The organism is Methylobacterium sp. Leaf88 (assembly GCF_001422795.1).
Classification (GTDB): domain Bacteria; phylum Pseudomonadota; class Alphaproteobacteria; order Rhizobiales; family Beijerinckiaceae; genus Methylobacterium.
The window spans coordinates 238,072-262,917 of the sequence record NZ_LMMK01000012.1; the positions used below are offsets into that span (position 1 = coordinate 238,072).

Annotated in this window: 22 protein-coding genes and 1 tRNA gene; 6 read left to right on the plus strand and 17 right to left on the minus strand. The window is 69.8% G+C overall.

The window, feature by feature from the left end:
• Positions 1 to 124 precede the first annotated feature (124 nt).
• The 3 genes from ASF20_RS07480 to ASF20_RS07490 all read right to left on the minus strand — a co-directional run bounded on the left by ASF20_RS07480 (position 125) and on the right by ASF20_RS07490 (position 5,376).
• Complete coding sequence (locus tag ASF20_RS07480; protein ID WP_056211226.1) at positions 125 to 3,289, minus strand: multidrug efflux RND transporter permease subunit; 3,165 nt, start codon at positions 3,287 to 3,289, stop codon at positions 125 to 127.
• A gap of 3 nt (positions 3,290 to 3,292) precedes the next feature.
• On the minus strand, positions 3,293 to 4,612 hold the full coding sequence (locus ASF20_RS07485) for an efflux RND transporter periplasmic adaptor subunit (protein WP_244472753.1): 1,320 nt from the start codon (positions 4,610 to 4,612) through the stop codon (positions 3,293 to 3,295).
• A gap of 332 nt (positions 4,613 to 4,944) precedes the next feature.
• Complete coding sequence (locus ASF20_RS07490; RefSeq protein ID WP_156389519.1) at positions 4,945 to 5,376, minus strand: hypothetical protein; 432 nt, start codon at positions 5,374 to 5,376, stop codon at positions 4,945 to 4,947.
• A gap of 248 nt (positions 5,377 to 5,624) precedes the next feature.
• Between ASF20_RS07490 and ASF20_RS07495 the strand changes: the two genes are divergently transcribed.
• Together ASF20_RS07495 and ASF20_RS07500 are read left to right on the plus strand one after the other, a co-directional pair.
• On the plus strand, positions 5,625 to 6,197 hold the full coding sequence (locus ASF20_RS07495; RefSeq protein ID WP_056272567.1) for a L,D-transpeptidase: 573 nt from the start codon (positions 5,625 to 5,627) through the stop codon (positions 6,195 to 6,197).
• A gap of 77 nt (positions 6,198 to 6,274) precedes the next feature.
• The gene (locus ASF20_RS07500; protein WP_056272575.1) at positions 6,275 to 7,075 is read left to right on the plus strand and encodes a TSUP family transporter; all 801 of its coding nucleotides are present in this window, start codon (positions 6,275 to 6,277) and stop codon (positions 7,073 to 7,075) included.
• 81 nt (positions 7,076 to 7,156) lie between these two features.
• Here the strand turns inward: ASF20_RS07500 and ASF20_RS07505 are convergent, their stop codons facing one another.
• The 4 genes from ASF20_RS07505 to ASF20_RS07525 all read right to left on the minus strand — a co-directional run bounded on the left by ASF20_RS07505 (position 7,157) and on the right by ASF20_RS07525 (position 12,173).
• Positions 7,157 to 7,369 (minus strand): DUF4287 domain-containing protein, encoded by a 213-nt coding sequence (locus tag ASF20_RS07505; RefSeq protein ID WP_056272578.1) that lies wholly within the window; start codon positions 7,367 to 7,369, stop codon positions 7,157 to 7,159.
• A 181-nt stretch (positions 7,370 to 7,550) separates the two neighbouring features.
• Entirely contained in the window at positions 7,551 to 9,623 is a 2,073-nt protein-coding gene (locus ASF20_RS07510; RefSeq protein ID WP_244476354.1) for a TonB-dependent receptor, read from the minus strand.
• A 1,107-nt stretch (positions 9,624 to 10,730) separates the two neighbouring features.
• Positions 10,731 to 11,777: a MaoC family dehydratase gene (locus ASF20_RS07520; protein ID WP_056272585.1), complete on the minus strand. Its 1,047-nt coding sequence runs from the start codon at positions 11,775 to 11,777 to the stop codon at positions 10,731 to 10,733.
• A 93-nt stretch (positions 11,778 to 11,870) separates the two neighbouring features.
• Entirely contained in the window at positions 11,871 to 12,173 is a 303-nt protein-coding gene (locus ASF20_RS07525) for a YggT family protein (protein WP_056211211.1), read from the minus strand.
• Positions 12,174 to 12,294: 121 nt separating this feature from the next.
• On the opposite strand from ASF20_RS07525, the gene ASF20_RS07530 reads away from it, so the two are divergent.
• Positions 12,295 to 12,370 (plus strand) — tRNA-Ala (locus tag ASF20_RS07530).
• A gap of 77 nt (positions 12,371 to 12,447) precedes the next feature.
• Here the strand turns inward: ASF20_RS07530 and ASF20_RS07535 are convergent.
• Positions 12,448 to 12,801 carry a DUF3140 domain-containing protein gene (locus tag ASF20_RS07535; RefSeq protein ID WP_056211210.1) on the minus strand — a complete coding sequence of 118 codons (354 nt, stop codon included), beginning with the start codon at positions 12,799 to 12,801 and terminating at the stop codon, positions 12,448 to 12,450.
• A gap of 392 nt (positions 12,802 to 13,193) precedes the next feature.
• Positions 13,194 to 13,607: a hypothetical protein gene (locus ASF20_RS07540; RefSeq protein ID WP_056272589.1), complete on the minus strand. Its 414-nt coding sequence runs from the start codon at positions 13,605 to 13,607 to the stop codon at positions 13,194 to 13,196.
• Positions 13,608 to 13,817: 210 nt separating this feature from the next.
• Between ASF20_RS07540 and ASF20_RS07545 the strand changes: the two genes are divergently transcribed.
• The gene (locus ASF20_RS07545) at positions 13,818 to 14,312 is read left to right on the plus strand and encodes an HD domain-containing protein (protein ID WP_056272593.1); all 495 of its coding nucleotides are present in this window, start codon (positions 13,818 to 13,820) and stop codon (positions 14,310 to 14,312) included.
• Positions 14,313 to 14,402: 90 nt separating this feature from the next.
• On the opposite strand, the gene ASF20_RS07550 is transcribed toward ASF20_RS07545, so the two are convergent.
• From ASF20_RS07550 to ASF20_RS07560, 4 genes are all read right to left on the minus strand, one after another.
• Complete coding sequence (locus ASF20_RS07550; protein WP_056211204.1) at positions 14,403 to 14,690, minus strand: hypothetical protein; 288 nt, start codon at positions 14,688 to 14,690, stop codon at positions 14,403 to 14,405.
• 219 nt (positions 14,691 to 14,909) lie between these two features.
• Positions 14,910 to 15,083 carry a hypothetical protein gene (locus tag ASF20_RS24580; RefSeq protein ID WP_200927198.1) on the minus strand — a complete coding sequence of 58 codons (174 nt, stop codon included), beginning with the start codon at positions 15,081 to 15,083 and terminating at the stop codon, positions 14,910 to 14,912.
• A gap of 145 nt (positions 15,084 to 15,228) precedes the next feature.
• Positions 15,229 to 15,888 (minus strand): 3-oxoacid CoA-transferase subunit B, encoded by a 660-nt coding sequence (locus ASF20_RS07555; RefSeq protein WP_056211202.1) that lies wholly within the window; start codon positions 15,886 to 15,888, stop codon positions 15,229 to 15,231.
• A gap of 23 nt (positions 15,889 to 15,911) precedes the next feature.
• A complete protein-coding gene (locus tag ASF20_RS07560; protein ID WP_056211200.1) occupies positions 15,912 to 16,640 on the minus strand; it encodes a CoA transferase subunit A in 729 nt (242 codons plus the stop codon).
• 396 nt (positions 16,641 to 17,036) lie between these two features.
• Here ASF20_RS07560 and ASF20_RS07565 point away from each other — a divergent pair, with 396 nt between their 5' ends.
• Positions 17,037 to 18,875: an AsmA-like C-terminal region-containing protein gene (locus ASF20_RS07565; protein ID WP_244476355.1), complete on the plus strand. Its 1,839-nt coding sequence runs from the start codon at positions 17,037 to 17,039 to the stop codon at positions 18,873 to 18,875.
• Positions 18,876 to 18,897: 22 nt separating this feature from the next.
• Here the strand turns inward: ASF20_RS07565 and ASF20_RS07570 are convergent, their stop codons facing one another.
• From ASF20_RS07570 to ASF20_RS07585, 4 genes are read right to left on the minus strand one after another with little or no spacing between them, the layout of a single operon-like run.
• A complete protein-coding gene (locus ASF20_RS07570; RefSeq protein WP_056272595.1) occupies positions 18,898 to 19,671 on the minus strand; it encodes an ABC transporter permease subunit in 774 nt (257 codons plus the stop codon).
• Positions 19,668 to 20,555: an ABC transporter permease subunit gene (locus ASF20_RS07575; protein ID WP_056272598.1), complete on the minus strand. Its 888-nt coding sequence runs from the start codon at positions 20,553 to 20,555 to the stop codon at positions 19,668 to 19,670. Before ASF20_RS07575 ends, ASF20_RS07570 begins: the two co-directional genes overlap by 4 nt.
• A gap of 2 nt (positions 20,556 to 20,557) precedes the next feature.
• Positions 20,558 to 21,640, minus strand: a complete 1,083-nt coding sequence (locus ASF20_RS07580; RefSeq protein WP_056272602.1) for an ABC transporter ATP-binding protein — start codon at positions 21,638 to 21,640, stop codon at positions 20,558 to 20,560.
• A 16-nt stretch (positions 21,641 to 21,656) separates the two neighbouring features.
• On the minus strand, positions 21,657 to 22,349 hold the full coding sequence (locus ASF20_RS07585) for a Crp/Fnr family transcriptional regulator (RefSeq protein WP_056180343.1): 693 nt from the start codon (positions 22,347 to 22,349) through the stop codon (positions 21,657 to 21,659).
• Between the two features lie 183 nt (positions 22,350 to 22,532).
• Here ASF20_RS07585 and ASF20_RS07590 point away from each other — a divergent pair, with 183 nt between their 5' ends.
• Positions 22,533 to 24,407, plus strand: coding sequence for an ABC-F family ATP-binding cassette domain-containing protein (locus tag ASF20_RS07590; RefSeq protein ID WP_056272606.1), 1,875 nt, complete (start codon positions 22,533 to 22,535; stop codon positions 24,405 to 24,407).
• Positions 24,408 to 24,846: the final 439 nt, after the last annotated feature.

Consider the following 24,846-nt stretch of genomic DNA (forward strand, 5'->3'; position numbering starts at 1 on the left):
CTGGTCTGAGGCTCTGCCCCGGTCGCGACCGGACATTGGACGAAAAGGGGCGCGCGGTCGATCGGACCGCGCGCCCCTTTCTCATGTGCGGGGCTCCCCGGTGGGCGAGCTCCGCCGCGCCGGACTACTCGGCCGGGGCGTGATGGGGCCCATGCACCGTGGCCGGCTCCGCCTTGGGTTGGATGCCCTCGGTGGCGTCCTTGCGGCGGAAGATCCGCATCACCACCACGAAGAACACCGGCACGAACAGCACCGCCAGGATGGTGGCCGAGATCATGCCGCCGAGCACGCCGGTGCCGATCGCCTGTTGGCTCTTCGAGGCGGCGCCGGAGGCGATCGCCAGGGGCACCACGCCGAAGATGAAGGCCAGCGAGGTCATCACGATCGGTCGGAAGCGGAGCGTCGCCGCCTCGATGGTCGCGTCCACCAGGGAGGTTCCCGGCTTCCAGAGGTCCTTGGCAAATTCCACGATCAGGATCGCGTTCTTGGCCGAGAGACCGATGATCGTGATGATCCCGATCTTGAAGTAGACGTCGTTCGGCAGCCCGCGCAGGTACACCGCCGCGACGGAGCCGATGACGCCGAGCGGGATGACCAGCAGCACGGAGAACGGGATCGACCAGCTCTCGTAGAGGGCGGCCAGGCATAGGAACACGATCAGGATCGAGAGGCCGAGCAGCAGCGAGGCCTGTGAGCCCGCCTGCTTCTCCTGCAGCGACTGGCCGGTCCAGGCGTAGCCGAAGCCCTTCGGCAACTGCTCCATCAGCCGCTCCATTTCATTCAGCGCGTCGCCCGAGGTGTAGCCCGGGGCCGGCTCGCCGGTGATGCGCACCGACTGGTAGCCGTTGAAGCCGATGATCTGGGCCGGGCCGACGCCCCATTTCAGGTCGGCGAAGGACGACATCGGCACCATGGTCCCGGAGGCGTTCTTCACCCCGTAGTTCAGGATGTCGGCCGCCTTCAGGCGTTGTGCGTCCTCGGCCTGAACGATGACGCGCTGCATCTTGCCCCGGTTCGGAAAGTCGTTGGTGTAGACCGAGCCGAGATTGACCTGGATGGTGTTGTTGATCTCTTCGAAGTTGACTCCGAGGGCGGCCGCCTTCTCGCGGTCGATGACGAGTTCCGCCTGGGGCGCCGGGGGCAGGCCCTCGACATAGACCTTTTGCAGGACGGGGCTCTTGCGGGCGAGAGACAGCAACTGCTCCTGGGCCGCCATCAGGGCCGAGTAGCCCTTCTGCGCGCGGTCCTGGAGGCGGAAGCTGAAGCCCGAGGCGTTGCCGAGATTGTCGATCGGCGGCGGCTCGAGAGCCTGGATCACCGCGTCCTTGTACGATGCCAAAGCCTTGTTGGTGCCCTCGATCAGCTTGGCCGCCGAGTTGTCGGCATCGCGCTCACCCCAGGGCTTCAGGGTCACGAAGGCCTGCGAGGTGACCTGTCCCTGGCCGGAGAACGAGAAGCCGTTGACGACGGTCACGGTGGCGACGCCGGGCTGCGCGAGGAGGTGTTCCTCGACCTTCTTCACCGCCGCTTCGGTGCGGTTGAAGGAGGAGCCGGGCGGGGTCTGGATGTCGACGGTGAAGAAGCCCTGATCCTCCACCGGCAGGAAGCCCTCCGGCAGGCGGAGGAAGGCGTAGCCGAGGCCGATGACCAGGGCGAGATAAACCAGCATGACCCGGCCGGAGCGCTTGATCAGCCCGGCGACGCCGCGGCCGTAGCGGGCGGTCTCGCGATCCACCACCCGGTTGAACCAGCCGAAGACGCCGCCCTTCGAATGGCCGTGGCCTTTCTCGATGGGCTTGAGCAGGGTCGCGCACAGGGCCGGGGTCAGCGACAGGGCCAGCAGCGCCGAGAACGCGATCGAGGTCACCATGGCGATGGAGAACTGGCGGTAAATGATGCCGACCGAGCCGGGGAAGAACGCCATCGGGATGAACACCGCGATCAGCACCAGCGTGATCCCGATGATGGCGCCGGTGATCTGGCTCATCGCCTTGCGGGTGGCCTCCTTCGGAGAGAGGCCTTCCTCGTTCATGATGCGCTCGACGTTCTCGACCACCACGATGGCGTCATCGACGAGGATGCCGATGGCGAGCACCATGCCGAACATGGTGAGCACGTTCACCGAGAAGCCTGCGAGCAGCATCACCGTGCAGGTGCCCATCAGGGCGATCGGGACCACGATGGTGGGGATGAGCGTGTAGCGGATGTTCTGGAGGAAGACGAACATCACGATGAACACCAGCACCACCGCCTCGACGAGGGTGTGCAGCACCTTCTCGATGGAAGCCTCGACGGCCGGGGTGATGTCGTAGGGGATGTCCCACTTCACGTTCGACGGGAAGAACTGCGACAGCTCCTCCATTTTGGCGCGGATGGCCGAGGCGGTCTGGAGCGCGTTGCCGTCGGGGGCCAGGGTGACGGAGATGCCGGCGGCCTCGCCGCCGTCGAGGCGGGTCGTGAATTTGTAGTCCTCGCCACCGAGCTCGATCCGGGCGACGTCGCGCAAGCGTACGTTGGAGCCGTCGGAATTGGCGCGCAGCACGATGGCGCCGAACTCCTCCGGCGCGGTCATCTGGCCCTTCACGATGATGGGGAAGTTGACCGGGTTGTTCTGCGGGCTCGGCATGGCGCCGACGGCGCCGGAGGCGATCTGGACGTTCTGGTTCGAGATCGCCTTCGACACGTCCGAGGCGTTGAGCGAGAGACCGCGCAACTTGTCGGAATCGATCCAGATGCGCAGGCTTCGCTCGGTGGAGTACAGCGTCGCGCGCCCGACGCCGGGGATGCGCCGGATCTCATTGATGACGTTGCGGATGAGGAAGTCGCCGAGCGCGATCTCGTCCATCGACTTGTCGGGCGAGACCAGGGTGATGATCTGCAGTGTCGCGGCGGAGGCCTCCTCCACCAGGGTACCCTGCTGGCGCACTTCGGCGGGCAGCCGGGCCTCGACGCGCTTGAGGCGGTTCTGCACCTCGACGCCCGCGAGGCTCGAATCGGTGCCAGGCTGGAACTGAGCCGTGATCTCGACGACGCCGAAGGCGTCGCTGGCCGATTCGAAGCTCAGGATGTTGGCGGCCCCGTTCAGTTCATCCTCGATGAGCCGCGTGGTGCCCGTGTAGAGGTTCTCCACCGAGGCGCCCGGATAGGCGGTCGAGAGCGCGATGGAGGGGGGCGCGATCACGGGATACTGCGCCACCGGCAATTGCGGGATCGTGAGCAGGCCGCCCAGGATGATGAAGAGGGCGACGACCCAGGCGAAGACCGGTCGGTCGATGAAGAAGCGAGCCATGGTTCAGCGCACCTGCGACACGGGCTTGGGTGAGGCAGAACTCGGTGAATCAGAATTGGGCGACGCCGAGGTCGATGACGCAGGCTTGGGCGTGCCGGGCGCCTCGGCGGCCTCGCGCTCCGGTACCTCCGTATCACGGGGCTTCGGCTCGGCGTCGGCGGTGGCGATCTTCAGCTCGACGGTCTTCACCTGCTGGCCGACGGTGATCTTCTGCACGCCTTCGACGACCACCCGGTCGCCGGCCTTCAGGCCGGAGCGGATGACCCACTGGTTGTCGACCACCGGGCCGACTTCCACGGGCTGAAGCATGACCTTGCTGTCGTCGCGCACCACCCAGACCTCGGCTTTGCCGTCGTTGGTCCGCTGGATCGCCTGCTGCGGCACCGCGAGCGCATCGGTGTCGATGCCCTGCTTGATGCGGGCGCGCACGTACATCCCCGGGAAGAGCTCGTCATGCGGGTTCGGGAACAGCACGCGCAGGGTGACCTGTCCGGTGCTCGGGTCCGCCGTCACGTCGGAGAACAGCAGCTTGCCGGCCGAGCCGTAGAGCGTCCCGTCATCCATGATGATGTGAACGTTGGCCGTATCGGCCGAGAGGCGCGAGAGCTCGCCGCTGGCGAGATCGCGGCGCAGCTTGTTCAGCTCGCCCACCGACTGGGTGATGTCGACGTAGATCGGGTCGAGCTGCTGGATGGTGGCGAGGTTGGCGGTGCCGCCCTGCTCCACCAGCGTGCCCTCGGTGAGGAGCGCGCGGCCGATGCGGCCGGAGATGGGCGCGCGGACGTCGGTCCAGTTGAGATTGAGCTTGGCCCGGTCGCGGGCCGCCTTGGCGCCGGCAACCTCGGCCTCGGCCTGCTTCAGGGCGGCGTAGGCGCTGTCGTACTGGGCCTGGCTCGCCGTCTGGCGCGAGAGCAGCTGCTCCAGGCGGTCGGCCTGCTGGCTCGCGAGGACCTGCGCCGCCTCGGTGCGGGCGAGGGCGGCCTCGGCGCTCTGCAGTTCGACCGCGAAGGGGGCCGGGTCGATCTTATAGAGGAGGTCGCCCTCCTTCACGAGGCTGCCCTGCTCGAACGTGCGCTTCACGACGAGGCCGGACACCCGCGAGCGGACCTCGGCGATGCGCAGGGGTGCCACGCGGCCGGGGAGATCCCGGACGTACGGAATCGGCTGCTCGCGGACGGTCACGATGTTGACCTCGGGGATCGGGCCCGGAACCGGCGCCGCGGCCTGCTGCTTCTGATTGCAGGCCGAGAGAGCGACCAGGACGACGCCCGCGGCGAGCGCGGTCGGCCGGGCCCCGAACAGGCGGTGGTTGAAAGACGTCACGATCGCGTCGCTCCTGCGAGATTCTGGCGGATGGCCCGCGTGGCGCAGGCCGGCATCGCCGCATTCAGGGTCCAGGGCCCCGTCGCCGCGAGCGGTCCGGGCCATGGCAAGCGCTGGGCCATATGGCATGGCCGGGCGCGGTGGGGGCGGTGACAGGGGCCGAGGCATCGCCCGCGCCGCGGCGGCGCGGGTCGCATCGCTTAGACCCGGCCCGAATCGTCCGGTGACGATCCCGGAGATGGCCCACAATCTGGGCGTTCCGACGACACGGGTTGTATTCAACGCGAAAAAGTGACGTCGAATTCCGTGAGCGCCGGACGACTCCGGACCGTTCAGGCCGGGAGGGCGAGCCTGGGGGGGCGCTCGAGGGGAGCGACCGCGCGCGTCGCAAGGACCCGTAGGCTGCGCGGCATCGCGAGGCGATCCACCCTGTGCTTCGTCACGCGCGGGATCCGCAGGGTTGCGACGCTGCCGAAGCTGTCGTCGAGGTCGGCCATCGCAGCCGAGACGCGCAGGATCGTGTCCCGGTTCTCGGGCAGCGAGGCCTGAGACATCACAGTCTGGCGGGCGAAGCCGTGCGGTACGTCCCCCGCCATCCGCATCAGAGGCAGGACGGCGCAGACGAGGAGCAGGAGCGCGAGGAGACCGGACGCAAACACGCCGACGGCGCGCACGACCGGGCGCGCCGCCGAGGGTGAAGCCGGTTCATGCACGTGCGAAGCCGCTTCGGCGGCGCGTGCGATCTGGACAGTGTTGGGTCTCACCGCACCGAGTCTGGGGATAAGCGGGCTTGGCCGCAAGTTCCTGCGGCATCGTGTCTGGGGGCCTGATGGCCCTCCGAGGGATCCCGAGTCGGGGCGTTGCCGGGATCACACAGGGGCACCGCGTTCGATCGCGGTGCGGTTGACCCCCCTTCCCCATCGCGCCAAGGCTCTCGCCCCCGACCACAAGCCTCCGGGAAAGCCGGGTCCTCGCGCCCGCCCTTTGCCGGTCCTCGGCTGGAGGAGAGACCATGCAGACGCGCCGCGTTTTCGCCGCATCCGCCCTCACGGCGGCCCTGACCGTATCGACCGGACCGGCCTTCGCCGGAAACCCGTTCGACAGCGGGCCGATCGCCGACTTCATGAACATCTTCAAGGAGCAGGCGATTCCGCGCGAGACCGTCGCCTGGAAGGGCGCCGAGAAGCCCGGCACCATCGTGGTCTCGACCAGCCAGCGGCGGCTCTACTACGTGCTCGGCGGCGGCCAGGCCGTGCGCTACGGCGTCGGCGTCGGCCGCCAGGGCTTCTCGTGGTCCGGCGAGAAGCACGTGACCATGAAGAAGGAGTGGCCGGATTGGCGCCCGCCGTCGCAGATGCTGGCGCGCCGCCCCGACCTGCCGCGCTTCATGGCCGGCGGCCAGGACAATCCGCTCGGCGCCCGGGCGCTCTACCTCGGCTCCTCGCTCTACCGCATCCACGGCTCGAACGAGCCCGAGACCATGGGCGCCGCCGTCTCCTCGGGCTGCATCCGCATGACCAACAAGGACGTGGTCGATCTCTACGATCGCGCCAAGGTCGGCACCAAGGTCGTCGTCCGCAACTAAGGCGTGCGTCCGGCGCTTCCCCTCGATCGCCATCCCGCCTCCAGTCGGCACTCACTGGACCATGACGTGAGGACGGGATGATCTTCGGGGTGGATATCGGCCTGATCGCGGGTCTGTTCGCGGTCGCGGTGGCGGCCGGCTGCGTCGACGCGATCGCGGGCGGCGGGGGCCTCCTGACCCTGCCGGCCCTGCTGCTCTCCGGCCTTGATCCCGTCTCGGCGATTGCCACGAACAAGCTCCAGGGCAGTGCCGGCGCGGTCTCCTCGACCCTCGCCTTCGCGCGCCGCCGCCTGATCCACTGGCCCGACGCCTGGAAGATCGCGGTGAGCGCCGGCTGCGCCTCGGTGGCGGGCGCGCTCTGCGTCAGCCTGCTGCCGCGCGCGGTGCTGGATGCCGCCGTGCCGATTCTCCTCGTGGCCATCGCGATCTACTTCGCGACCGCCAAGCGCATGAGCAACGAAGACGCCACCGCGCGGATCACCCCGAACTGGTTCGCCCTGACCTGGGCCCCGGCGGTCGGCTTCTACGACGGAGTGTTCGGCCCCGGCGCCGGCGCCTTCTACATGATCGGCTTCGTGACCCTGCTGGGATTGGGTGTGGTGAAGGGCACCGCCCACACCAAGCTCGCCAACGCCGCGAGCAACCTCGGCAGCCTCGCGCTCTTCGCGCTCGGCGGCCACGTCGTCTGGGCGATCGGCCTGATGATGGCGGTGGGCGCCTTCCTCGGAGCACAGATCGGCTCGCGCCTGGCGATCCGCATGGGCGCCCGGCTGATCCGCCCGCTCCTCGTCACCATCGCCTGCCTGATGGCCCTGCGCCTCCTCTCCGACCCGGCCAACCCGCTGCGCCGGGTGGTGGCCGGATGGTTCGGGGGGTGACGGCCACCGCAGGGCGCCTGCGCCACTGAGAGGGCCGCGCGGTCTCCGCCGCCGTCGGCGCACGGTGTCAGCGGGAGCGCGTCACGATTTCTGCGCTGCCAGGACGTGCGCCACGATCGCGTTGGCGTGTCCATGCCCCATCCCGTGCTCGGCCTTCAGCATCGCCACGAGGTCCATGTGCTTGGCCGGAAGTCTCTCCCGGACGAGTTGCTGCCACGCCGCGATCGGGCGGCCGTACCGCTTCTCGATCGACGGGAAATACGACGCCGGTCCCTTGGTCGGTTCAGCCGGCATGGCAAAGCTTCCTCCGAAGGTGTCGGCGGCCCGATGTTTGCCGACGGGAGGCGCGGCCCGCAAGGCCTCCGCGCCGGAGCCCGGTCGGAGCGACGAGGTGCGATGAGCGTCCCCGCGCTTTTCCCGTCGCGGCCCCGAGACATCGCGTCCGGTCGGAGCCGCTCCAGGCCGTTCGGTCCCGTCAGAACGTATAGGAGGCGGACACGACGAAGGTCCGGGGCGAGGCGACCGTCACGAAGGTGCCCGTCGTCAGCCAGTACCGGTTGTCCGCCACGTTCTCGACGTTGAAGCGGAAGACGAACGGCCTGTCGTCGAGGATCGTCGCGTAGCGGAAGCCAAGGTCGAACCGCGTCCAGTCCGGGAAGCGGACGGTGTTGGCGCCGGTGAGATAGGAGCCGGAGGTGTAGAGTACCCGGCCGTTCAGGGCGAGGCCCGGGACCCAGGGGGTATCCCATTCGAGGCCGGCGGAGACGGTCAGGTCCGGGACGCCCGCGGCGTCGTTCCCGCGCTGGAGCGGGTCGATCGGCTTGGTCAGTTCGGGACGCAGGAAGGTCGCGCTCGCGAATCCGCGCAGGGTCGGTGCGAGCGCCCCGAAGGCCGACAGCTCCAGACCCTGGTTGCGCTGCTCGCCGTTATACGCCAGGGCGTTGGTCGCCGTCTGGACCTGGTCCGGCCGGCTGATCTGGAACAGAGCCGCCGTCGTCGTGATGGTGCCCCAGTCAACCTTGATGCCGACTTCCTGCTGATCCGATTTGTAGGGACTCAGGATCGCGCCCGCGTTGCTGTAGCCGGGTCCCACGATGGTGCCGGCCGTCAGGCCTTCGGCATAGTTCGCGTACAGGGAGACGTTCTTCCAGGCCTTGAACACGATGCCGGCGAGCGGCGACGTGGCGTCCGCGTCGTATTCGCTGGTCCGCGCCTGGGTGACGGTGTCGTAGCTCTTCTGGTTCACCATCTGATAGCGGACGCCGGCGGTCAGCAGGACGGTGTCGTCGAAGGCCGACATCGTGTCGGCGACGGCGACGCTCGTCAGGGTGGTCCCGGCATAGCGCTGCGGGGCGATCCGCTCGCCGGTCACGACTGGCAGCGGCGCCGGCCGATAGATGTTGGACGGGACCGACTCGTCGGCCGAGTTCGCCACGTAGGCGTAGCCGTCCTCCCGCGTGAACCCGGTATAGACGAGGTTCACCGAGTGATTGATGAACCCGGTGTCGAAGCGGGCCTTGAGACCGGCATTGCCGCTGACGGTGCTGCTGTAGGAATCGTAGAAGGCGTTCACGAGCCGGAAGTTGCCGAGAACGTCGGCACCGCTCGGGAAGCCGAACACCCGGTAATCCGGGAAGGTCTGCCGATTGGACCCCGCGCGATATCCGATCCCGCCATAGGCCGTCAGCCAGTCGGTCAGATCGTATTCCAGGAAGGAGGCGACCGTGTTGTCCCGCTGCTGGAGCTGCGTCCCCGGGAACCAGTTGCTGCGCCCGCTGGGCGGGCGCGGGATGAAGGCGATATCCGATTGCAGGCCGATCTGCGGCCGGAAATTCTTGGTGTCGTCGTTCTGGGAGATCACGTCGAGCGCCCAGCGCAGGCGCTCACCCTGATAGTCGAGGGACAGCGCCCCGAGTCCCGTCCGCAGGTTTCCGTCCCGGATCGTCGCCTCACCGTCCCGGGCCAGGCCGTTGAAGCGGACGCCCCATTCCTTGTTCTCGCCGCCGCGGGTGCTGGCATCGACATGAACACCGAAATTGCCGGGGCTGATATATTGCGGCGTCACCTGGACGAAGGGCACATCGAGGGCGCGTTTCGTAACGATGTTGATGCTGCCGCCGACGCTGCCGCCCGGCGGAATGCCGTACATGAACGCGCCGGGTCCCTTCAGAAGCTCGATGCGCTCGATGTACTGCGCCGCCACGCGATTGGACGAGACCAGGCCGTAGAGGCCGTTCAACCCGACATCCTGCGCCTGAACCTCGAAGCCGCGGATCTGGAAGGTGTCGCTGAAGCCGTTGCTGGCCGTCGTCAGGCGGACCGAAGCGTCGTTGACGAGGGTATCGGCCGCGGTGCGCGCCTGCTGGTCCTGGATGACCTGCTGCGTGAAGTTGACGGTGCTGAACGGCGTGTTCAGGGCGTCCCGGGTTCCGAGCACACCGAGGGATCCGCCCCGCGCGAACTGGCCCCCGGCATAGGGCGGCGGCAGATCCTTCAGGAGCCCGACGCCCTGGCCGCCGCGCCCCGTCCCCCCGGAAGGCCCCGCCACCGAAAGCTCGTCGAGCCGCACGGATTCTTGCGCTTTGGCGCTCGACGTCAGACCTGCCGAGCTGAAAACCAGCGCAGTCGTGCTGATCAAAGCATACGTCGAGGTTGCTGACAGCGCTGAGGTGATCTTGCGCACCCGTAGATCCTTGTGCTGGCGCCCGCGCCGCGTATCGAACTCTTGAGGATTACCTTAGAGTGATCCTAAATTGCTCATCGATACGTCGACATGTCTGGCGGTTAGTCGATCACGCGCTGGTGATCAAGCGTCGGCAGGAAACGGTTCGGGGCCCGTGCCTTTGCGGCAACAATTCCTAATTGTTCTAATGCGGAAGTACCGGAAATCGGGGGTGCGGAGGGGGGCTTCGCTCCGGCCCCGGTCGGTCGCTGCGCGCATTTTTGGGCGATGATCCGGCGCATGTGTCCAGAAAAGCAGGTCGACCCAGGTGTCCTGATGATCTGCTTTGAAGACTTCCTGCGCGAGGCCGGCAGACTGTATTCGACGACGATGGGAAATGGAGCCGCAGTCCTGCGCACGAGACGCGTCGGCTTTCACGCAGACAAGGCGACGTTTTGGACGGGGGCGACTGTGTCGGCGGCAGCCTGAGCGAGGCGATCCAACCGCAAATCGCGGAGCCGGCCCGCACCGGAAACGCCAGGGGCGCCCGCGACGACGAGATCCGTCGCGGCATCGCCGATGGCATCGCGCAGTGCGCGCGGCGCCTGGATCCGAAGCCGGGGGGAGCGGGGGCTCGACCAGGCGACGGGCACCGGTTGAGCGTCCGCGGCGGAGCAGGCCAAAGCCGAGAATCTCGTCGTCGCCGCCCGGGGCGTGGACGCCGAGGCCCGGTCCTCCGCGGACGGAGCGTTCGGCGGGGTGGTCCCGACCCTCGGCGGGATGGTCGCGAGCCGTCCCGCGACCGCCGCCGCGGGTCTGCCGGCGAGCAGGGCGCCGAGTCACCGGGGAGCGGTTCGCCGGCGGCGACGGCCCGACCTGGCCGGGGACTGCGTCGCCTTCCACGTCCGGTTCGCGACCCCGCACGGCATCCGCCGCTCGTCGCCACCGGACCAGCCCGCCCGGCCCGTCATGCGCCGGGCCGGGATCGGGGGGTCAGCGCGGCATGAACGCCCAGTAGTCGAGGTCGAGGATCACCGACGGGTCGTAGGCGTCGCCGACCTTATCGGGATGGTTGCCGCAGGGCTGGTTCTTGGTGGCCACCGTGCGCAGACGCAGCGCCCCGATGTCGGTGCGACCGGGAAGCTCGGCGGTCTCCAGGACCTCGCTCCAGGCATAGACCGTGTCGCCGGCGAAGAGCGGGGCGACGTGGCGGCCGGCATTGATGCCCGCCAGCGCGAAGGCGTTGCCGAGGCCGTTGAAGCTCAGCGCCCGGGCCAGGGAGATCACGACGCCGCCGTAGATCAGCCGGCGGCCGAAGCGGGTGTCCTTGGCGGCGTAGCCGTCGAAATGCACCTTGGCGGTGTTCTGGTAGAGGCGGGTGGCGATCTGATGCTCGGCCTCCTCGACGGTCATGCCGTCGACATGGTCGATCTTCTCGCCGACGACGTAGTCGCCGAATCGGTGGGGCGAGCCGGAGAGCGCGCAATCATAGGCGGCCGGGTTCAAGGGCGGCAGGGCGCCGGCGAGGTCGGCCGGGTCCACCACCTTGGCGAAGGTCGGCACGTGCTCCTGCGCGATCTTGGCCTCGGGGTCGCGTTTCTTCACCAGCACCCAGCGGCAGTAGCTCAGCACGGTCTCGCCGTTGGCGTCCGAGCCGGTGGAGCGCACGTAGACGACGCCGGTCTGGCGGTTCGAGCTCTCCTTCAGACCGATGACCTCGGAGACCGTCGAGAGGGTCTCGCCCGGATAGACCGGTCGGCGGAAGCCGCCCTCGGCGTAGCCGAGATTGGCCAGCGCATTGAGGGAGATGTCCGGCACGGTCTTGCCGAAGACCACGTGGAAGGTGAGGAGGTCGTCGAGGGGGCTCTGCGGATAGCCGATGGCGCGCGCGAAGGCGTCCGAGGACTGCACGGCGAAGCGCGGGCCGTAGAGCGACGTGTAGAGCGCGACGTCGCCGAGGGTGACCGTGCGCGGCGTGGCGTGACGGAGGGTTTCCCCGAGGCGGTAATCCTCGAAGAATCGGCCGGGATTGGTCTTCATGACGGTCTCGTCCCCAGGGCGACGCGATGGCGCGTCTGTTTTTTGATGTCGGGCGGGCCGTCGTTGCGCCCCGCCCCTCGAAAGCCCGACCGGTCAGCGGATGTAGACGGAGGTCTGCGTCGGCACGAATTCGTGCAGCAGGCGGCTGGCGAACAGCAGCAGCAGCACCAGCACGATCGGCGAGAGATCGACGCCGCCGAGGTTGGGCAGGATGTTTCGGATCGGGCGCAGCACCGGCTCGGTGAGGCGGTAGAGCACCTCGCCGATCTGCGACACGATCGGGTTGCGGACATTCACCACGTTGAACGCCACGAGCCAGCTCAGGACGGCGCTGGCGATGAGGACGTAGATGTAGAGCTGCACGACGGTGTCGAAGAGCCAGATGAAGGCGTTCATGCGCGGAAACGATGTCCTCGTGGCCCGCGCCCGCGGGACGCATCACGCCCACGCAAAGCTGCAGGATTTCGGGAATTGACAGGTCGGCGTGAGCGAGCCTAAAAGGCCGCCACCCCGGAACGGGGCTGTAGCTCAGATGGGAGAGCGCCGCAATCGCACTGCGGAGGTCAGCGGTTCGATCCCGCTCAGCTCCACCAGGTTTCCCCAACGCGGGACGGCCGGTGGTTTTCCAACCCGCGATTTGACCTGATCCGAAGCCCGCTCCGGGCCGGACTCAGTCGTCCTTCAGCGGATCGTGTCCCCAATTCATCAGCGACAGGCGCCAGGGGGACTCCTTCACCTTGTCGGCCTCCTTCGGGCCGCCCTGCTTGAGGTGACGGTGCACGTAGCCGACGACCTTGGCCATGTGCGCGTAGTCGTCGTCGGTGAGGTCGGTCTTCTTGGTGCGCAGAAGCTCGACGATGCGCCGCCCCTCGCGGTGGCCGGTGGCTTCGCCGCCATCCTTCTTCTGGCCGACTGATTGGCTCTCGTCGGTCTCCAGGAACGCGTCGAGCTTGGCCGCCGTCATGTTCACGGCCTCGTGGAACGCCTTGTAGGTCTCGGCGTGGTCGTCGCCCTTGTCTGACATGCGGTTCTCTCCCGAAACAATCGGGCGGAAAACCGGGGTGAAACCCGCGCGGTTCCGACCCCGCGACGGCGCGTCCGCTCAGGCGATCAGTTGGGCCGCGCCTACGCGATCAACCCGGCCGTGCCTATGCGATCAACCGGGCCGCGGCTACGCGATCAACCAAGCCACGCCCATCACGCCGGCCAGGAATATCCCGTAGGTCACCAGGACGGCGACGATCTCACGGTGCTGGATGACGATGTTTTCTGAGGCGGACAGCATGGCGGTATGGCCGGGAGTGAAACGAGACCCTTCATCTCACGCCCGGCCTGAGAATTCGATGATCAGAACCACGGCGCCGACGAGGAAATTGCCGATGTCTCCCGGCGGCCACAGAGGCGTGAGCGGCCTCCTCAGGCCGGACGGTCGGCCGGCTGGTCGAACAGGAAGTCGTCGACGGCCGGGATGGTGACCGCGAGGCCGGCACCCGCGCCGTAGCTCGCCTTCGAGAGGCGCCACGGCGACTCGGTCCGGGCGCGGATGGCCTCGGACGGGCGCAGGCGCCGGTGCGTGCCGTCGGCCCCGATCTCCTCGATCAGCACGAAGCCGTAGACCTGGAGCCGCGCCGCGATCAGCTTGGTCTCGCGGTCGCCCGCCGCCACGGACAGGCTGCCCGTGGCATAAACCGAATCCATCAGGGCACGCTGCTCGCTGCGCCGGGCCGCGAGTCCGCCGCGGGGCGCCGACGGGGCTGCCGCCGACGGCTGGGGGCGGAGGGCGCGTCGGAAGGGGACCACATTGTCCATCGTCGCCGGAACGCTGCCCATACGCCACTGTCCTCACGCTGCACTCGAAGGGCCGGGCGAACGCCCCGGCACATCCCCTGATTTCGACGGTTCCGCTTAATGGGCCGCTAACGTTACCGGCCGGCGGCGTCCCGTTTCCGGGCCGAACCACAGGTGCACGGCCGCGCTTGTGGATCGCTCGGCGGAATGGTCTACCGGGCCGGCAGGTCCGGCCGGAGAGGAGCGCGCGGCATGGCATCCATCTTCGAGGCCCACAGCTTCGCGATGATCGCGCATGCGGGGCAGATCGATAAGGGCGGGCAACCCTACATCCGCCACCTGGAGCGGGTCGCCAATGCGGCGGTCGGCCGGGCGGGGCACGCGAAATCGGTGGACCGCCTCGCCATCGAGCCGATGGAGGTGATGCAGGCCGCGATCCTCCACGACGTCCTCGAGGACACCCCGACCACCCCGATCGCCCTGCGGGCCGAGGGCTTTTCCGACGCTGTCATCGCCATGGTGGTGATGCTGACGAAGCCCGCCGAGCCGGTGCCGTACGACGCACGCATCTCCGCCCTGATCGCCATGGGCCATCTCGGGGGGCTGCTGATCAAGATGTCCGACACGGAGGACAATCTCAGCCCCGAACGGACGCTGGCGAACGGCGAAGCCCGGCATGCGCGCTACGCGGAGGCGTTCGACCGTTTGAAGGCCGCCGCCGCCGCGCTCGGCTACACGGGTTCGTAGTCGGGCTCGCAAAAAGCCCCGCAGCGGGGCTGCGGGGCTCGGAACGCACTCAGGCCGTTCGACGGACCCCGATGGGGCCTGCTCGCGGGCTTACTTGCCGCTGGGGGCCGCGCCGCTGCCGGTCTCGCCATTACCGCCGGTGCTGCCGCCGGGCGCGCCGACGGTCGCGGTGCTGGGCCCGCCGGAGGTGCCAGCCGGGGCCATGGTCGAACCCGTGGTGGCGGGGGCGCCCATCCGCTCCATCGACTTCTCGCTGTTGCTCTTCACGCTGCCCGGATTGTTCATGTTGCTCTCGGTGCCCGTCGCGGTCTGCGCAAAGGCGGTCCCCGTCAGGGCCAGGGCGATCGAGCCGGCGAAGGCAAGGGTCTTGATAGACATGCTGCGGTATCTCCCAGTTTTCGTTAGCTGATCGACCAACGCAGGCCCGCGATCAATTGTTCAAATTCTTTATCCAGGCTTAGCCCGCCCGGCACCGATCCTGTGGTCCGGTGTGGCGCGAACGATTCCGACCGTCGTGCCCGGTCGCGGGCAGATTCGGCGGTGACCCACTCGACCCCGACGAAGCGGGAGCCGGTGGTGCCGGCTCCCGCGCGGTCCTCAGGTGTCGCTCTCGGCCCGGTCGGTGTTCTGCTCGGCCTCGTCGTAGGTGTAGCCCTCGAGCCAGTCGGCGCTGTTCTGCGAGCCGGCCGGATAGGGATTGACGGAGTCCGGCTGGCCAGCCTGCTTGGCCGCCCTGCCCTCGTCCATCACCGTCTTGGATACCACTGCCATGTCGTACGCTCCCGTTTGGACCTGTGCCTTACGGTAGGGCGCCGCCGGCGCGCGGGGACCCTCGGGCCCGCAAAAACCCGCCGCGGCCGGCGCCGGGCGGGTTTCCGTCGCCCGGGCGGAGCGGCTCCGCCCGGGACCACGCCGCTCAGGCGAGCTTGGTGGTGAAGCGGGCCGTGGTCTTCGCGCGGACCTCGTCCTCGGTGACGCCGTCGGCGAGTTCGACCAGCGTCATGCCCCCGTCGCCCTTCTTGTCGATGGCGAAGACGCCGAGGTCGGTAATGACCATGTCGACCACGTGGGTGCCGGTGAGCGGCAGGTCGCAGGCGTCCAGCAGCTTGGGGCTCTCCGAGCCGTCCTTGCCCTTGGCGGTGTGCTCCATCACCACCACCACCTTCTTGACGCCGGCCACGAGGTCCATGGCGCCGCCCATGCCCTTCACCATCTTGCCCGGGATCATCCAGTTGGCGAGGTCGCCGTTCTCGGCCACCTGCATCGCGCCGAGGATCGACAGGTTGATGTGGCCGCCCCGGATCATCCCGAAGGATTCGGCCGAGGAGAAGTAGCTGGTGGTGGGCAGCGCGGTGATCGTCTGCTTGCCGGCATTGATTAGGTCGGCATCCTCCTCGCCCTCGTAGGGGAAGGGGCCCATGCCGAGCATGCCGTTCTCGGATTGCAGCTGCACCGACATCCCGTCCGGGATGTAGTTCGACACGAGGGTCGGGATGCCGATGCCGAGGTTCACGTAGTAGCCGTCCTGCAGCTCTCGTGCGGCGCGCTCGGCCATCTGTTCGCGGGTCCAGGCCATGATCGTGGTCTCCTTGTCGGCTCTCAGACGGCGGCGGGCGGCACGGCGGGCTCGCCGCGCTTGCGGGTGGTGCGCTGCTCGATGCGCTTCTCGCGCTCCGGCACGTGGACGAGGCGCTTCACGAAGATGCCGGGGGTGATGATGGTGTCAGGATCGATCTCGCCGGGCTGCACCAGATGCTCCACCTGGGCCACGGTGATCGTGGCGGCGGTGGCCATCATCGGATTGAAGTTCCGCGCCGTCTTCCGGTAGATCAGGTTGCCCTCGGTGTCGCCCTTCCAGGCGTGGACGATGGCGAGGTCCGCGAACAGGCCGCGCTCCATCACGTAGTCCTCGCCGTCGAATTCGCGCACGTCCTTGCCCTCGGCGATCAGGGTACCGACGCCGGTCTTGGTATAGAAGGCCGGGATGCCGGCGCCGCCGGCGCGGATGCGCTCGGCCAGCGTGCCCTGGGGGTTGAACTCGATGGCGAGCTCGCCGCCGAGGTACTGGCGGGCGAATTCCTTGTTCTCGCCCACATAGGACGAGATCATCTTGGCGACCTGGCGGGTTTCCAAGAGCTTGCCGAGGCCGACGCCGTCGATGCCGGCATTGTTGGAGACCACGGTCAGGTTCTTCACCCCGGACGCGCGGATCGCATCGATCAGGGCGTCGGGAATCCCGCAGAGGCCGAAGCCACCGCACATGATCATCATGCCGTCCTTCAGCACGCCGGCCAGCGCCGCCGTGGCGTCGGGATAAACCTTCTTCATGGATGCCCTCCTGTGTGGTTCTGTTCTTCGTCGGCGCGACCGTCACGCGAAAGCGGCGTCCTGCCAACCCCTTGTCGCGGTGCGGCCGTTACATTTTGCACTGCGCGGCACCGCCCGGACCGGGTCTGAGCGCGGGTCCGACCGGACGGCGTGGCCCGGGGGCGCTCGGGCCGGCGGGACCGTTCCGGCGCGCTGCGTGGTGGATGGCACCGGGGCGTCGCCCCCGCCCGGGGAGACAAGCCGGGCGCCGAGGACTATCAGGAGAGGGTCGCCGGGTCTTCCGCGCGTCGCGGCTGCCGGGGCCGGACGCGCCCATTCCCTCGTCGATCACGCGGTCCGCCGCGCGTCCCACACACCGGATGGAGGGGAATACCCCTGCGCCGCCTCCTGTCCCTGATGTGCCTCGCGGCGTTCGTCGTCGCCCTCTCGGCCGCCTGCCTGCCCTGGTCGGTCGCGACGCCGCGCCTGCGGGCCTTCGTGGCACGGGACTTCGCGCGGGTCTACGGGCTCGCCATGACCGCGCGGGGGCCGACCGAGGTCACTCTGCTGCCGCTGCCGCGCCTGGGGTTTCGCGATGTCCGCCTGGCCGCGGGCGGCGTCGACGGTCCCGTCCTGGCGGAGGGCGGCGCCCTCTCCCTCCAGCTGAGCCTGCTGGCCCTGCTGACGGGGCGCCTCGAGGTGAACACCCTGGGGCTCGACGGCGCGACGGTCTACCTGCCCTCGGGGCCGGACGACGCCCGCTGGGCCGAGCCCGTTCGGCTTCTCGGCGCGCGCCTCGCGGTGGACGGCGCCGCGCATCCGCGCCGCATCAGCCTGTCGCGTGCCGTCGCCAAGGGCCTCGATCCCCGGGACGGCTCTCCCCAGACCGCCCGCGACCTCGACCTGACCCTGTCCTGGCCGCTCTGGAGCGCCCAGGCCGAGATCTTCGGCAGCTTCCAGTGGAGCGCCATGCCGACGCGGTTCTCCGTCTCGGGCCTGCGGGTGATCGACCTCCTCGACGGCGGCGCCACGCCCTACGCCCTCACGGCGAGCTGGGCCGCCGGGACCCTCACGGCCGAGGGCAGCGGCGTCGTCCGGGCCGAGGGCCTGACACTGATCGGGCTCGGCCAGTTCGAGACGCGGTCCCTGCCGGAGACCCTCGCCTGGGCCGGTGGCGACGTCGCCCTCTCGCCCTTCGTCACGGCGTTCGGGATGACCGGCAATTTCGAGATGAGCGGGCGTCAGCTCCTGCTGCCCAACGTCCGGGTCTCCTTCGGCGACAATCGCCTGGAGGGGGCCGGTGCCGTCTCCTTCGGACGGGGCCGTCCAGCCGTGCAGGCGACCCTGGCGGCCGAGACGCTGAACCTGGCCCCCCTGCTGGCGGATCTGCCGAGAGCCGTCGGCGCCACCGCCGGCGCCCCCGACTGGCGCCTGCGCGCCCTCGCCCTCGCGCCCTATACCGGCGGCGACCTCGACCTGCGAATCTCGGCGGGCGCGGCCCGGTTCGGTCCGATCCTCGCCGAGGACCTGGCCGCCAGCGTCCTGGTCCGGGACGGGAATATCGAGGCGTCCCTGAGCCGCGCCGCCCTGGGGGGCGGAACCCTCAAGGGCCGCCTCGCCCTCGCCACCTCGCCCAAGGACGCGGCCGTGACCGACGCCAAGGTGCAGGGTGCCTTCGACCGGCTCGACCTGGCGGCCGTCCCCGGCGCGCTGCGCCCGGAGAACTGGATCCTCGGCACGGCGCAGGGCCAGTTCCAGGCCGAGGGCTCGGGGGCCGACCTGCACGCGCTCCTGCAGCATCTCGACGGTCATGCCGCCCTCTCGGTCGACGCCGGCACCCTGATCGGGCTCGACCTGAACGAGGCGGCCCAGCGCAACCGGATGCCGGCCCGGCGCGTCGGCCGCACGGCGTTCGAGCGTGCGACCTTGAGCCTGCGCTTCCGCGACGGAATCGGCGAGATCACCGAGGGCACGATGGAGGCCAACGTCCTGGCCGCCTCCCTGCGCGGCACCGTCTCGCTGCCGGACCGGCGCTGCGACACCCTTGCGGAGATCTCCGCACGGGGGACGGCGTCGGAGAAGCGGCCGCCGATGCGCGTCCAGATCGCGGGTCCCTTCGGCAACCTCGACGTGCGCAGCCTCGCCCTGGACGCCACGCCGGACCTGCGCGGCGGCGCGGTGGCGCCGTCAAAGTCCCTGCGGATGCCGGCCGTCGGGTTGGCCCTCCCGGCCGGCGCCCGCGCCTACGCCCCGTAGCGGAAGCCCGGCCCGCGGCGTTTCAGGCTACACCCTTGCGCCCGGTCAGCCACGAGGCGGTGAGCACGAGGGCGGTGACGGTGCCGACGAGAAGCGTCGAGGCCGCGTTGATCTCCGGGTTCACCCCGAGCCGGACCTGGCTGTAGAGCCGCATCGGCAGGGTCGTCGCCCCCGGCCCCGAGACGAAGCTCGCGATGACGAGGTCGTCGAGGGACAGGGTGAAGGCGAGGAGGAAGCCCGCCGCCAGGGAGGGCGCGATCAGCGGCAGGGTGACGGTGGCGAAGACCCGGCCCGGCGCCGCGCCGAGATCGGCCGCCGCCTCCTCCAGCGCGCCGTCGAGACCGCGCAGGCGCGCCCCGACGATCACCGCCACGAAGCCGAGGCCGAGGGTCGCGTGCGCGACGACCAGGGTGAGGAGGCCGCGATCGAGGCCGAGGCCGACGAAGAGCAACAGCAGCGACAGCCCGGTGATCACCTCGGGCATGACCAGCGGCGCGTAGATCAGCCCGGTGAAGACCCGCCGGCCGGCGAAGCGCCCGCCCCGGTCGAGGGCCAGGGCCGCCAGGGTCCCGAACACCGTGGCGAGGGCGGCCGAGGCCAGCGCCACCGCGAGGGAGACGCCGGCCGCCGCGCGCAAGGGGGCGTCGGCGGCGAGCACGCCGTACCAGCGGGTCGAGAACCCGCCCCAGACCGTGACCAGGGCCGAGGCGTTGAACGAGTAGATCACCAGGATCAGGATCGGCGCGTAGAGGAAGCCGAGCCCGAACGTGAGGGCGATGCGGTCGAGGGCCCTCACCGGCCGGCCTCCCGCGCGGTCGCCCCGTCCTCGCGGAACAGGATCAGCGGGCCGACCACCAGGACGAGGACCAGGATCGCCACCGCGGAGGCGAGCGGCCAGTCGCGGTTGGAGAAGAACTCGCTCCACAGCACCCGCCCGAGCATCAGGGTGTCCGAGCCGCCGAGCAGGTCCGGGATGATGAACTCGCCCACCATCGGAACGAAGCAGAGCAGCGCCCCGGCCACCAGCCCGGGGCGGGCCAGCGGCAGGGTCACGGTCCAGAACACCCGCGCGGGCCCGGCGCCGAGATCGGCCGCGGCCTCGGCCAGGCGCGGGTCGCGCTTGGCCAGCACGGCGTAGAGCGGCAGCACCATGAAGGGCAGGTAGGCGTAGGTGAGCCCGATCAGCACCGCCCATTGGGTGTTCAGGATCTCCAGTGGCTGCGCGATCAGCCCGAGCCGCAGCAGGCCGGCGTTGAGCAGCCCCTCGGGCTTCAAGATCGCGATCCAGGCATAGATGCGGATGAGGAAGCTCGTCCAGAACGGCACGATGAGGAGCGCCACGAGGAGCGGCTGACGGCGCTCCGGGGCGCGGGCCATGGCGTGGGCGATCGGGGTGCCGATCAGGGCGAGAATCGCGGTGGCGACGGCCGCGAGCGTCACGGAGGACAGGGCGGCGTCGCGGTAGAGGGCGTCGCCCGCCAGCGTTTCGAAGTTGGCGAAGTCGAGGGCCTCGAGGAAGCTGCCCCAACCCTCGAACCCCGCGCTCCAGTCGAGCACCGGCAGGTAGGGCGGCTGCGCGGTGGCCGGCGTCGAGAGGCTGATCTTCAGGGTCAGGATCACCGGCAGCAGCACGAAGGCGGCGAGCCACAGGGCGGGCAGGACCGGGAGCCAGCGCTTCATGCTCACCCCGCCGCCGGCATCAGCCAGGCCCGCTCGGGCGGATAGGACAGGTGGACGGTCTCTCCCACGGCGGGCGCGTCGGCGCCCGTGGGCGCGCTCACCCGCCAGACCGATCCGTCGGCCATGCGGACCCGGAGCCGGATGCGGTCGCCGAGATAGGTCGTCTCGACCACCTGCCCGGGCAGGGCCCGTCCGTCCCCGGACGGGGCGCGGGCCAGCGCGATCCGTTCGGGACGCAGGGCGATGACGCCTTCCCCGTCGGCTGCGCCGCGGGCGCGCATTGGCCCGAGCGCGGTGTCGAGGGTGGACAGGCCGCCGGGGTCGCGATCCGGCACCCGGCCCGGGATCAGGTTCACGTCGCCCAGGAGCCCGGCGACGAAGCGGTTGGCCGGGCGCTCGTACAGGCTCGCCCCGTCGCCGATCTGCGCGAGGCGGCCGCCTTCCATCACGCCGATGCGGTCGGCCAGCGCCAGGGCCTCGCCGGGATCGTGGGTGACCACGAGGAAGCTCGTGCCGAGGCGCCGCTGCAGGGCGCGCAGCTCCCCTTGCGTCTCCTCCCGCAGGGCGCGGTCGAGGGCGCCCAGCGGCTCGTCGAGGAGCAGCACCTGGGGCGCGCGCGCCAGGGCGCGGGCCAGCGCCACCCGTTGCCGCTGCCCGCCGGACAGGGTGTCGGGCCTGCGCGGGCCGAACCCGTCGAGACGCACGAGGCGCAGGAGCTCGTCCACCCGCGCCTGACGCGCCGCGCGCGCGAGGCCGGTGAGGCCGTAGGCGATGTTGGCGGCCACGCTCATGTGCGGGAACAGGGCGTAGGACTGAAACATCATGTTGACCGGCCGGCGATGCGGCGGGTCGGCCGTGATGTCGGTGTCCCCGAGGCGGATCGTGCCCGAGGTCGGGGTCTCGAAGCCGGCGATGAGGCGCAAAAGCGTGCTCTTGCCGCAACCGGAGGGACCGAGCAGGCAGACGAACTCGCCGGGCTGCAGGGTGAGGTCGAGGTCGGCCACCGCCGCATGCGCGCCGAAGCGCTTGCCGAGGCCGGCACAGGTCAGCAGGCCGGCGGGACCGGGCGCGCGCGTCGACGCCATCGCGGGTGCCGGACCCTCAGCCGTCCTCGCGCAGCGCTTCGGCGACGCGGGCCTCCAGGAGGTCGGGCCGGCGGATCACCAGGGCGCCGCGCGTCCGGTCGATCAGGCCGTCGGCCGCCATCACGGTGAATTCCCGCGTCACCTGCTCGCGGCGGCAGCCGATGCGGGCGGCGAGCACATGGTGGTAGGGCGGCGGCGTGACCACCCGCTCGCCGTCGCCGCCGGCGCGGGGCACCGACAGGCGCAGCAGCTCGGCATAGAGCCGGTGGCGCAGGTCGAGGAGCGCGTGCTCCATCAGGCGGGTGTTCAGCTCGCGCACGCGCTTGGCCAACAGGCGGAACAGCCGGTCGGCGATCGCCTCGGAGGCGAAGATGATCTGCCGGAACACGGGGGCGGGCACCACGCAGACCTCGCCGCGGGTCAGGGCCGTGACGTTGGCCGAGCGGCCGATGCCGTCCAGCGCGGCCAGCTCGCCGAAGAAGGCGCCGCCGCGCATCTCGCCGAGAATCACTTCCTTGCCCGATTGCGAGCGGTTGAGGATGCGCACTTCGCCGGAGGCCAGGAAATAGACGTCGGTGGAGACGTCGTCGTAATCGACCAGAACCTCGTTCTCGTCGAAGCGGCGCCAGTGGCAGCGCGTCTCGTAGACGGACAGCTCGATTCCCGGCTCCTTGAAGAACGGGATGGTCGTCAGCCGTCCTGTGGTCACGCGTCCTGCCCCCTCGATGATCGAACCTGATCGATACGCCGTGCAATTCCTGGGTCAAGCTATCCCGTACTGCTCGCCTGCCGATAGGCGTGGATGCGAGGTCCGCGCCAACCGCACAGGCCGGTGCGGGGCGCGCGGCCCCGGCCGCTTGCCAGTGAGGCCCCGACCCCGCAAAAGCGCGCCATGCTCCGCGTCAACGACCTCACCTACCGCATCGGCGAGCGCCTGATCCTCGACGGCGCCACCTTCGTCATCCCGGATCGCGCCCGTGTCGGCCTCGTCGGGCGCAACGGCGCCGGCAAGACCACCCTGTTCAAGGCGATCCTCGGCGAGCTGCCCACCGAGGGCGGCACGGTGTCGATGCCCAAGGGCATGCGCATCGGCGCGGTGGCCCAGGAGGCGCCCGCCGGCCCCGAGACCCTGCACGCCGTGGTGCTGGCCGCCGACACGGAGCGCGCCCGCCTGATGGCGGAGGCCGAGCACGCCGACGGCCTGCGCCGCGCCGAGATCGAGACCCGGCTGGTGGACATCGAGGCGCATTCGGCGCCCGCCCGCGCGGCGGCGATCCTCCACGGTCTCGGCTTCGATGCGGAGGCGCAGGGGCGCCCCTGCGCCGACTTCTCCGGCGGCTGGCGCATGCGCGTGGCGCTCGCCGCCGTGCTGTTCTCCGAGCCCGACCTGCTGCTCCTCGACGAGCCGACCAACTACCTCGACATCGAAGGCACGATCTGGCTCTACGACTACCTGGAGCGCTATCCCCGCACGGCCGTCATCATCAGCCACGACCGCGACCTCCTCGACGAGTGCGTGGACCACATCCTGCACCTCGACCGGGGCAAGCTCAGCATCTACCGGGGCGGTTACACGAGCTTCGCCCGGCAGGTCGCCGAGAAGCGCGTGCTCCAGGCCAAGGCGAAGCAGAAGCAGGACGCGGAGCGGGCCCATCTCCAGAGCTTCGTGGACCGCTTCAAGGCCAAGGCCACCAAGGCCCGGCAGGCCCAGTCTCGCGTCAAGCGGCTCGCCAAGATGGAGATCATCGCCTCGGTGATCGAGGACGACGTCCCGGCCTTCCGCCTGCCGAGCCCGGAGCGCCCGCTCTCCCCGCCCATCGTCGCCATGGAGCGGGTGCAGGCCGGCTACCCGGACCGGATCGTGCTCTCGGGCCTGAACTTGAGCCTCGCACCCGACGACCGGGTGGCCCTGCTCGGCGCCAACGGCAACGGCAAGTCGACCTTCTGCAAGCTCATCGGCGGGCGCCTGCCTCCCTTGAGCGGCGAGCTGCGGCGCTCCTCCAAGATGGAGGTGGCCTATTTCGCCCAGCACCAGCTCGACGAACTGCGCCCGGCCGAGAGCGCCTACGCCCATGTCCGCGACCTGATGCCGGACGTGCCCGAATCGAAGGCCCGCGCGGCGGCAGCCCGCCTGGGCTTCTCGGGCACCAAGTCGGAGACGCCGGTCTCCCAGCTCTCCGGCGGCGAGAAGGCGCGCCTGCTCATGGGGCTCGCGGCCTTCCGCGGCCCGCACCTCCTGATCCTCGATGAGCCGACGAACCACCTCGACATCGAGAGCCGCCAGGCCCTGGTGGAGGCGATCAACGACTACGAGGGCGCCGTCATCCTGGTGAGCCACGACCGCTTCCTGGTGGAGGCCTGCGCCGACCGGCTCTGGCTCGTCTCGAACGGCAGCGTGAAGGCCTTCGACGGCGACATGGACGATTACCGCCGCTACGTCCTCGCCGGGCCGGAGCGCGAGGCCGAGAAGGGCGCGGCGGACTCCACCGGCGGCGCCAAGGCGGTGGAACGGCGCTCCAATGCCGACCGCCGCGTCGCCCTCGCGCCCCTGCGCAAGAAGCTCGAGGGCGTCGAGGCGCGCATGAAGAAGCTCACCGACGCCATGGCCAAGATCGACGCGGCGTTGGCCGACGGCACCGCCTTCCAGGCCAACCCGGCCAAGGCCGGCGAGATCGCCAAGATGCGCTCCGACGCCGCCGCCGCCCTGGAGGCGGCCGAGGAGGAGTGGCTTGAGCTCAGCGGCGAGATCGAGGGCGCGACCGCCTGAGCGGGGTCGAGCCGCTCCCCGCGGTGCTGCGATACTCCAGGAGAGGACCCCGTGTTCGGAAATCAGCCCGCAGCACCCCGTCATCCCGGGGCCGCGCAGCGGAGCCCGGGATCCAGACACGCAGGTCGTGTAAGACCTCACGCTGTCGGCGGTTCTGGATTCCGGGCTCGCCTGCGGCGCCCCGGAATGACGGTGCGGTCGCGGCTGCCTTTCCGGTGATGGGGGTTACGCACGCATCCTCCCTCGACCGGCGGCGGCTGGCGGAGCCACCCCCACGCCTCACCTTTCCCCACAAGGGGGAGAGGAACGCGTTCCGCTGCCCTCGGGCGTCGCCTGCGCGAAGAGGCACGACGTAGCCCTCCTCCCCCTTGTGGGGAGGAGTTGGAGGCGGGGGTGGTTGGGCGACCCTTGACCGGCGACGTCTGGCGGAACCACCCCC

Excerpts from the sequence above, each read along its gene's own strand:
- ASF20_RS07480 (WP_056211226.1), bottom strand. The coding sequence starts at position 3,289 with ATGGCTCGCTTCTTCATCGACCGACCGGTCTTCGCCTGGGTCGTCGCC.
- ASF20_RS07495 (WP_056272567.1), top strand. The coding sequence starts at position 5,625 with ATGCAGACGCGCCGCGTTTTCGCCGCATCCGCCCTCACGGCGGCCCTG.
- ASF20_RS07500 (WP_056272575.1), top strand. The coding sequence starts at position 6,275 with ATGATCTTCGGGGTGGATATCGGCCTGATCGCGGGTCTGTTCGCGGTC.
- ASF20_RS07505 (WP_056272578.1), bottom strand. The coding sequence starts at position 7,369 with ATGCCGGCTGAACCGACCAAGGGACCGGCGTCGTATTTCCCGTCGATC.
- ASF20_RS07520 (WP_056272585.1), bottom strand. The coding sequence starts at position 11,777 with ATGAAGACCAATCCCGGCCGATTCTTCGAGGATTACCGCCTCGGGGAA.
- ASF20_RS07525 (WP_056211211.1), bottom strand. The coding sequence starts at position 12,173 with ATGAACGCCTTCATCTGGCTCTTCGACACCGTCGTGCAGCTCTACATC.
- ASF20_RS07535 (WP_056211210.1), bottom strand. The coding sequence starts at position 12,801 with ATGTCAGACAAGGGCGACGACCACGCCGAGACCTACAAGGCGTTCCAC.
- ASF20_RS07540 (WP_056272589.1), bottom strand. The coding sequence starts at position 13,607 with ATGGGCAGCGTTCCGGCGACGATGGACAATGTGGTCCCCTTCCGACGC.
- ASF20_RS07545 (WP_056272593.1), top strand. The coding sequence starts at position 13,818 with ATGGCATCCATCTTCGAGGCCCACAGCTTCGCGATGATCGCGCATGCG.
- ASF20_RS07550 (WP_056211204.1), bottom strand. The coding sequence starts at position 14,690 with ATGTCTATCAAGACCCTTGCCTTCGCCGGCTCGATCGCCCTGGCCCTG.
- ASF20_RS24580 (WP_200927198.1), bottom strand. The coding sequence starts at position 15,083 with ATGGCAGTGGTATCCAAGACGGTGATGGACGAGGGCAGGGCGGCCAAG.
- ASF20_RS07555 (WP_056211202.1), bottom strand. The coding sequence starts at position 15,888 with ATGGCCTGGACCCGCGAACAGATGGCCGAGCGCGCCGCACGAGAGCTG.
- ASF20_RS07560 (WP_056211200.1), bottom strand. The coding sequence starts at position 16,640 with ATGAAGAAGGTTTATCCCGACGCCACGGCGGCGCTGGCCGGCGTGCTG.
- ASF20_RS07565 (WP_244476355.1), top strand. The coding sequence starts at position 17,037 with ATGTGCCTCGCGGCGTTCGTCGTCGCCCTCTCGGCCGCCTGCCTGCCC.
- ASF20_RS07575 (WP_056272598.1), bottom strand. The coding sequence starts at position 20,555 with ATGAAGCGCTGGCTCCCGGTCCTGCCCGCCCTGTGGCTCGCCGCCTTC.
- ASF20_RS07580 (WP_056272602.1), bottom strand. The coding sequence starts at position 21,640 with ATGGCGTCGACGCGCGCGCCCGGTCCCGCCGGCCTGCTGACCTGTGCC.
- ASF20_RS07590 (WP_056272606.1), top strand. The coding sequence starts at position 22,533 with ATGCTCCGCGTCAACGACCTCACCTACCGCATCGGCGAGCGCCTGATC.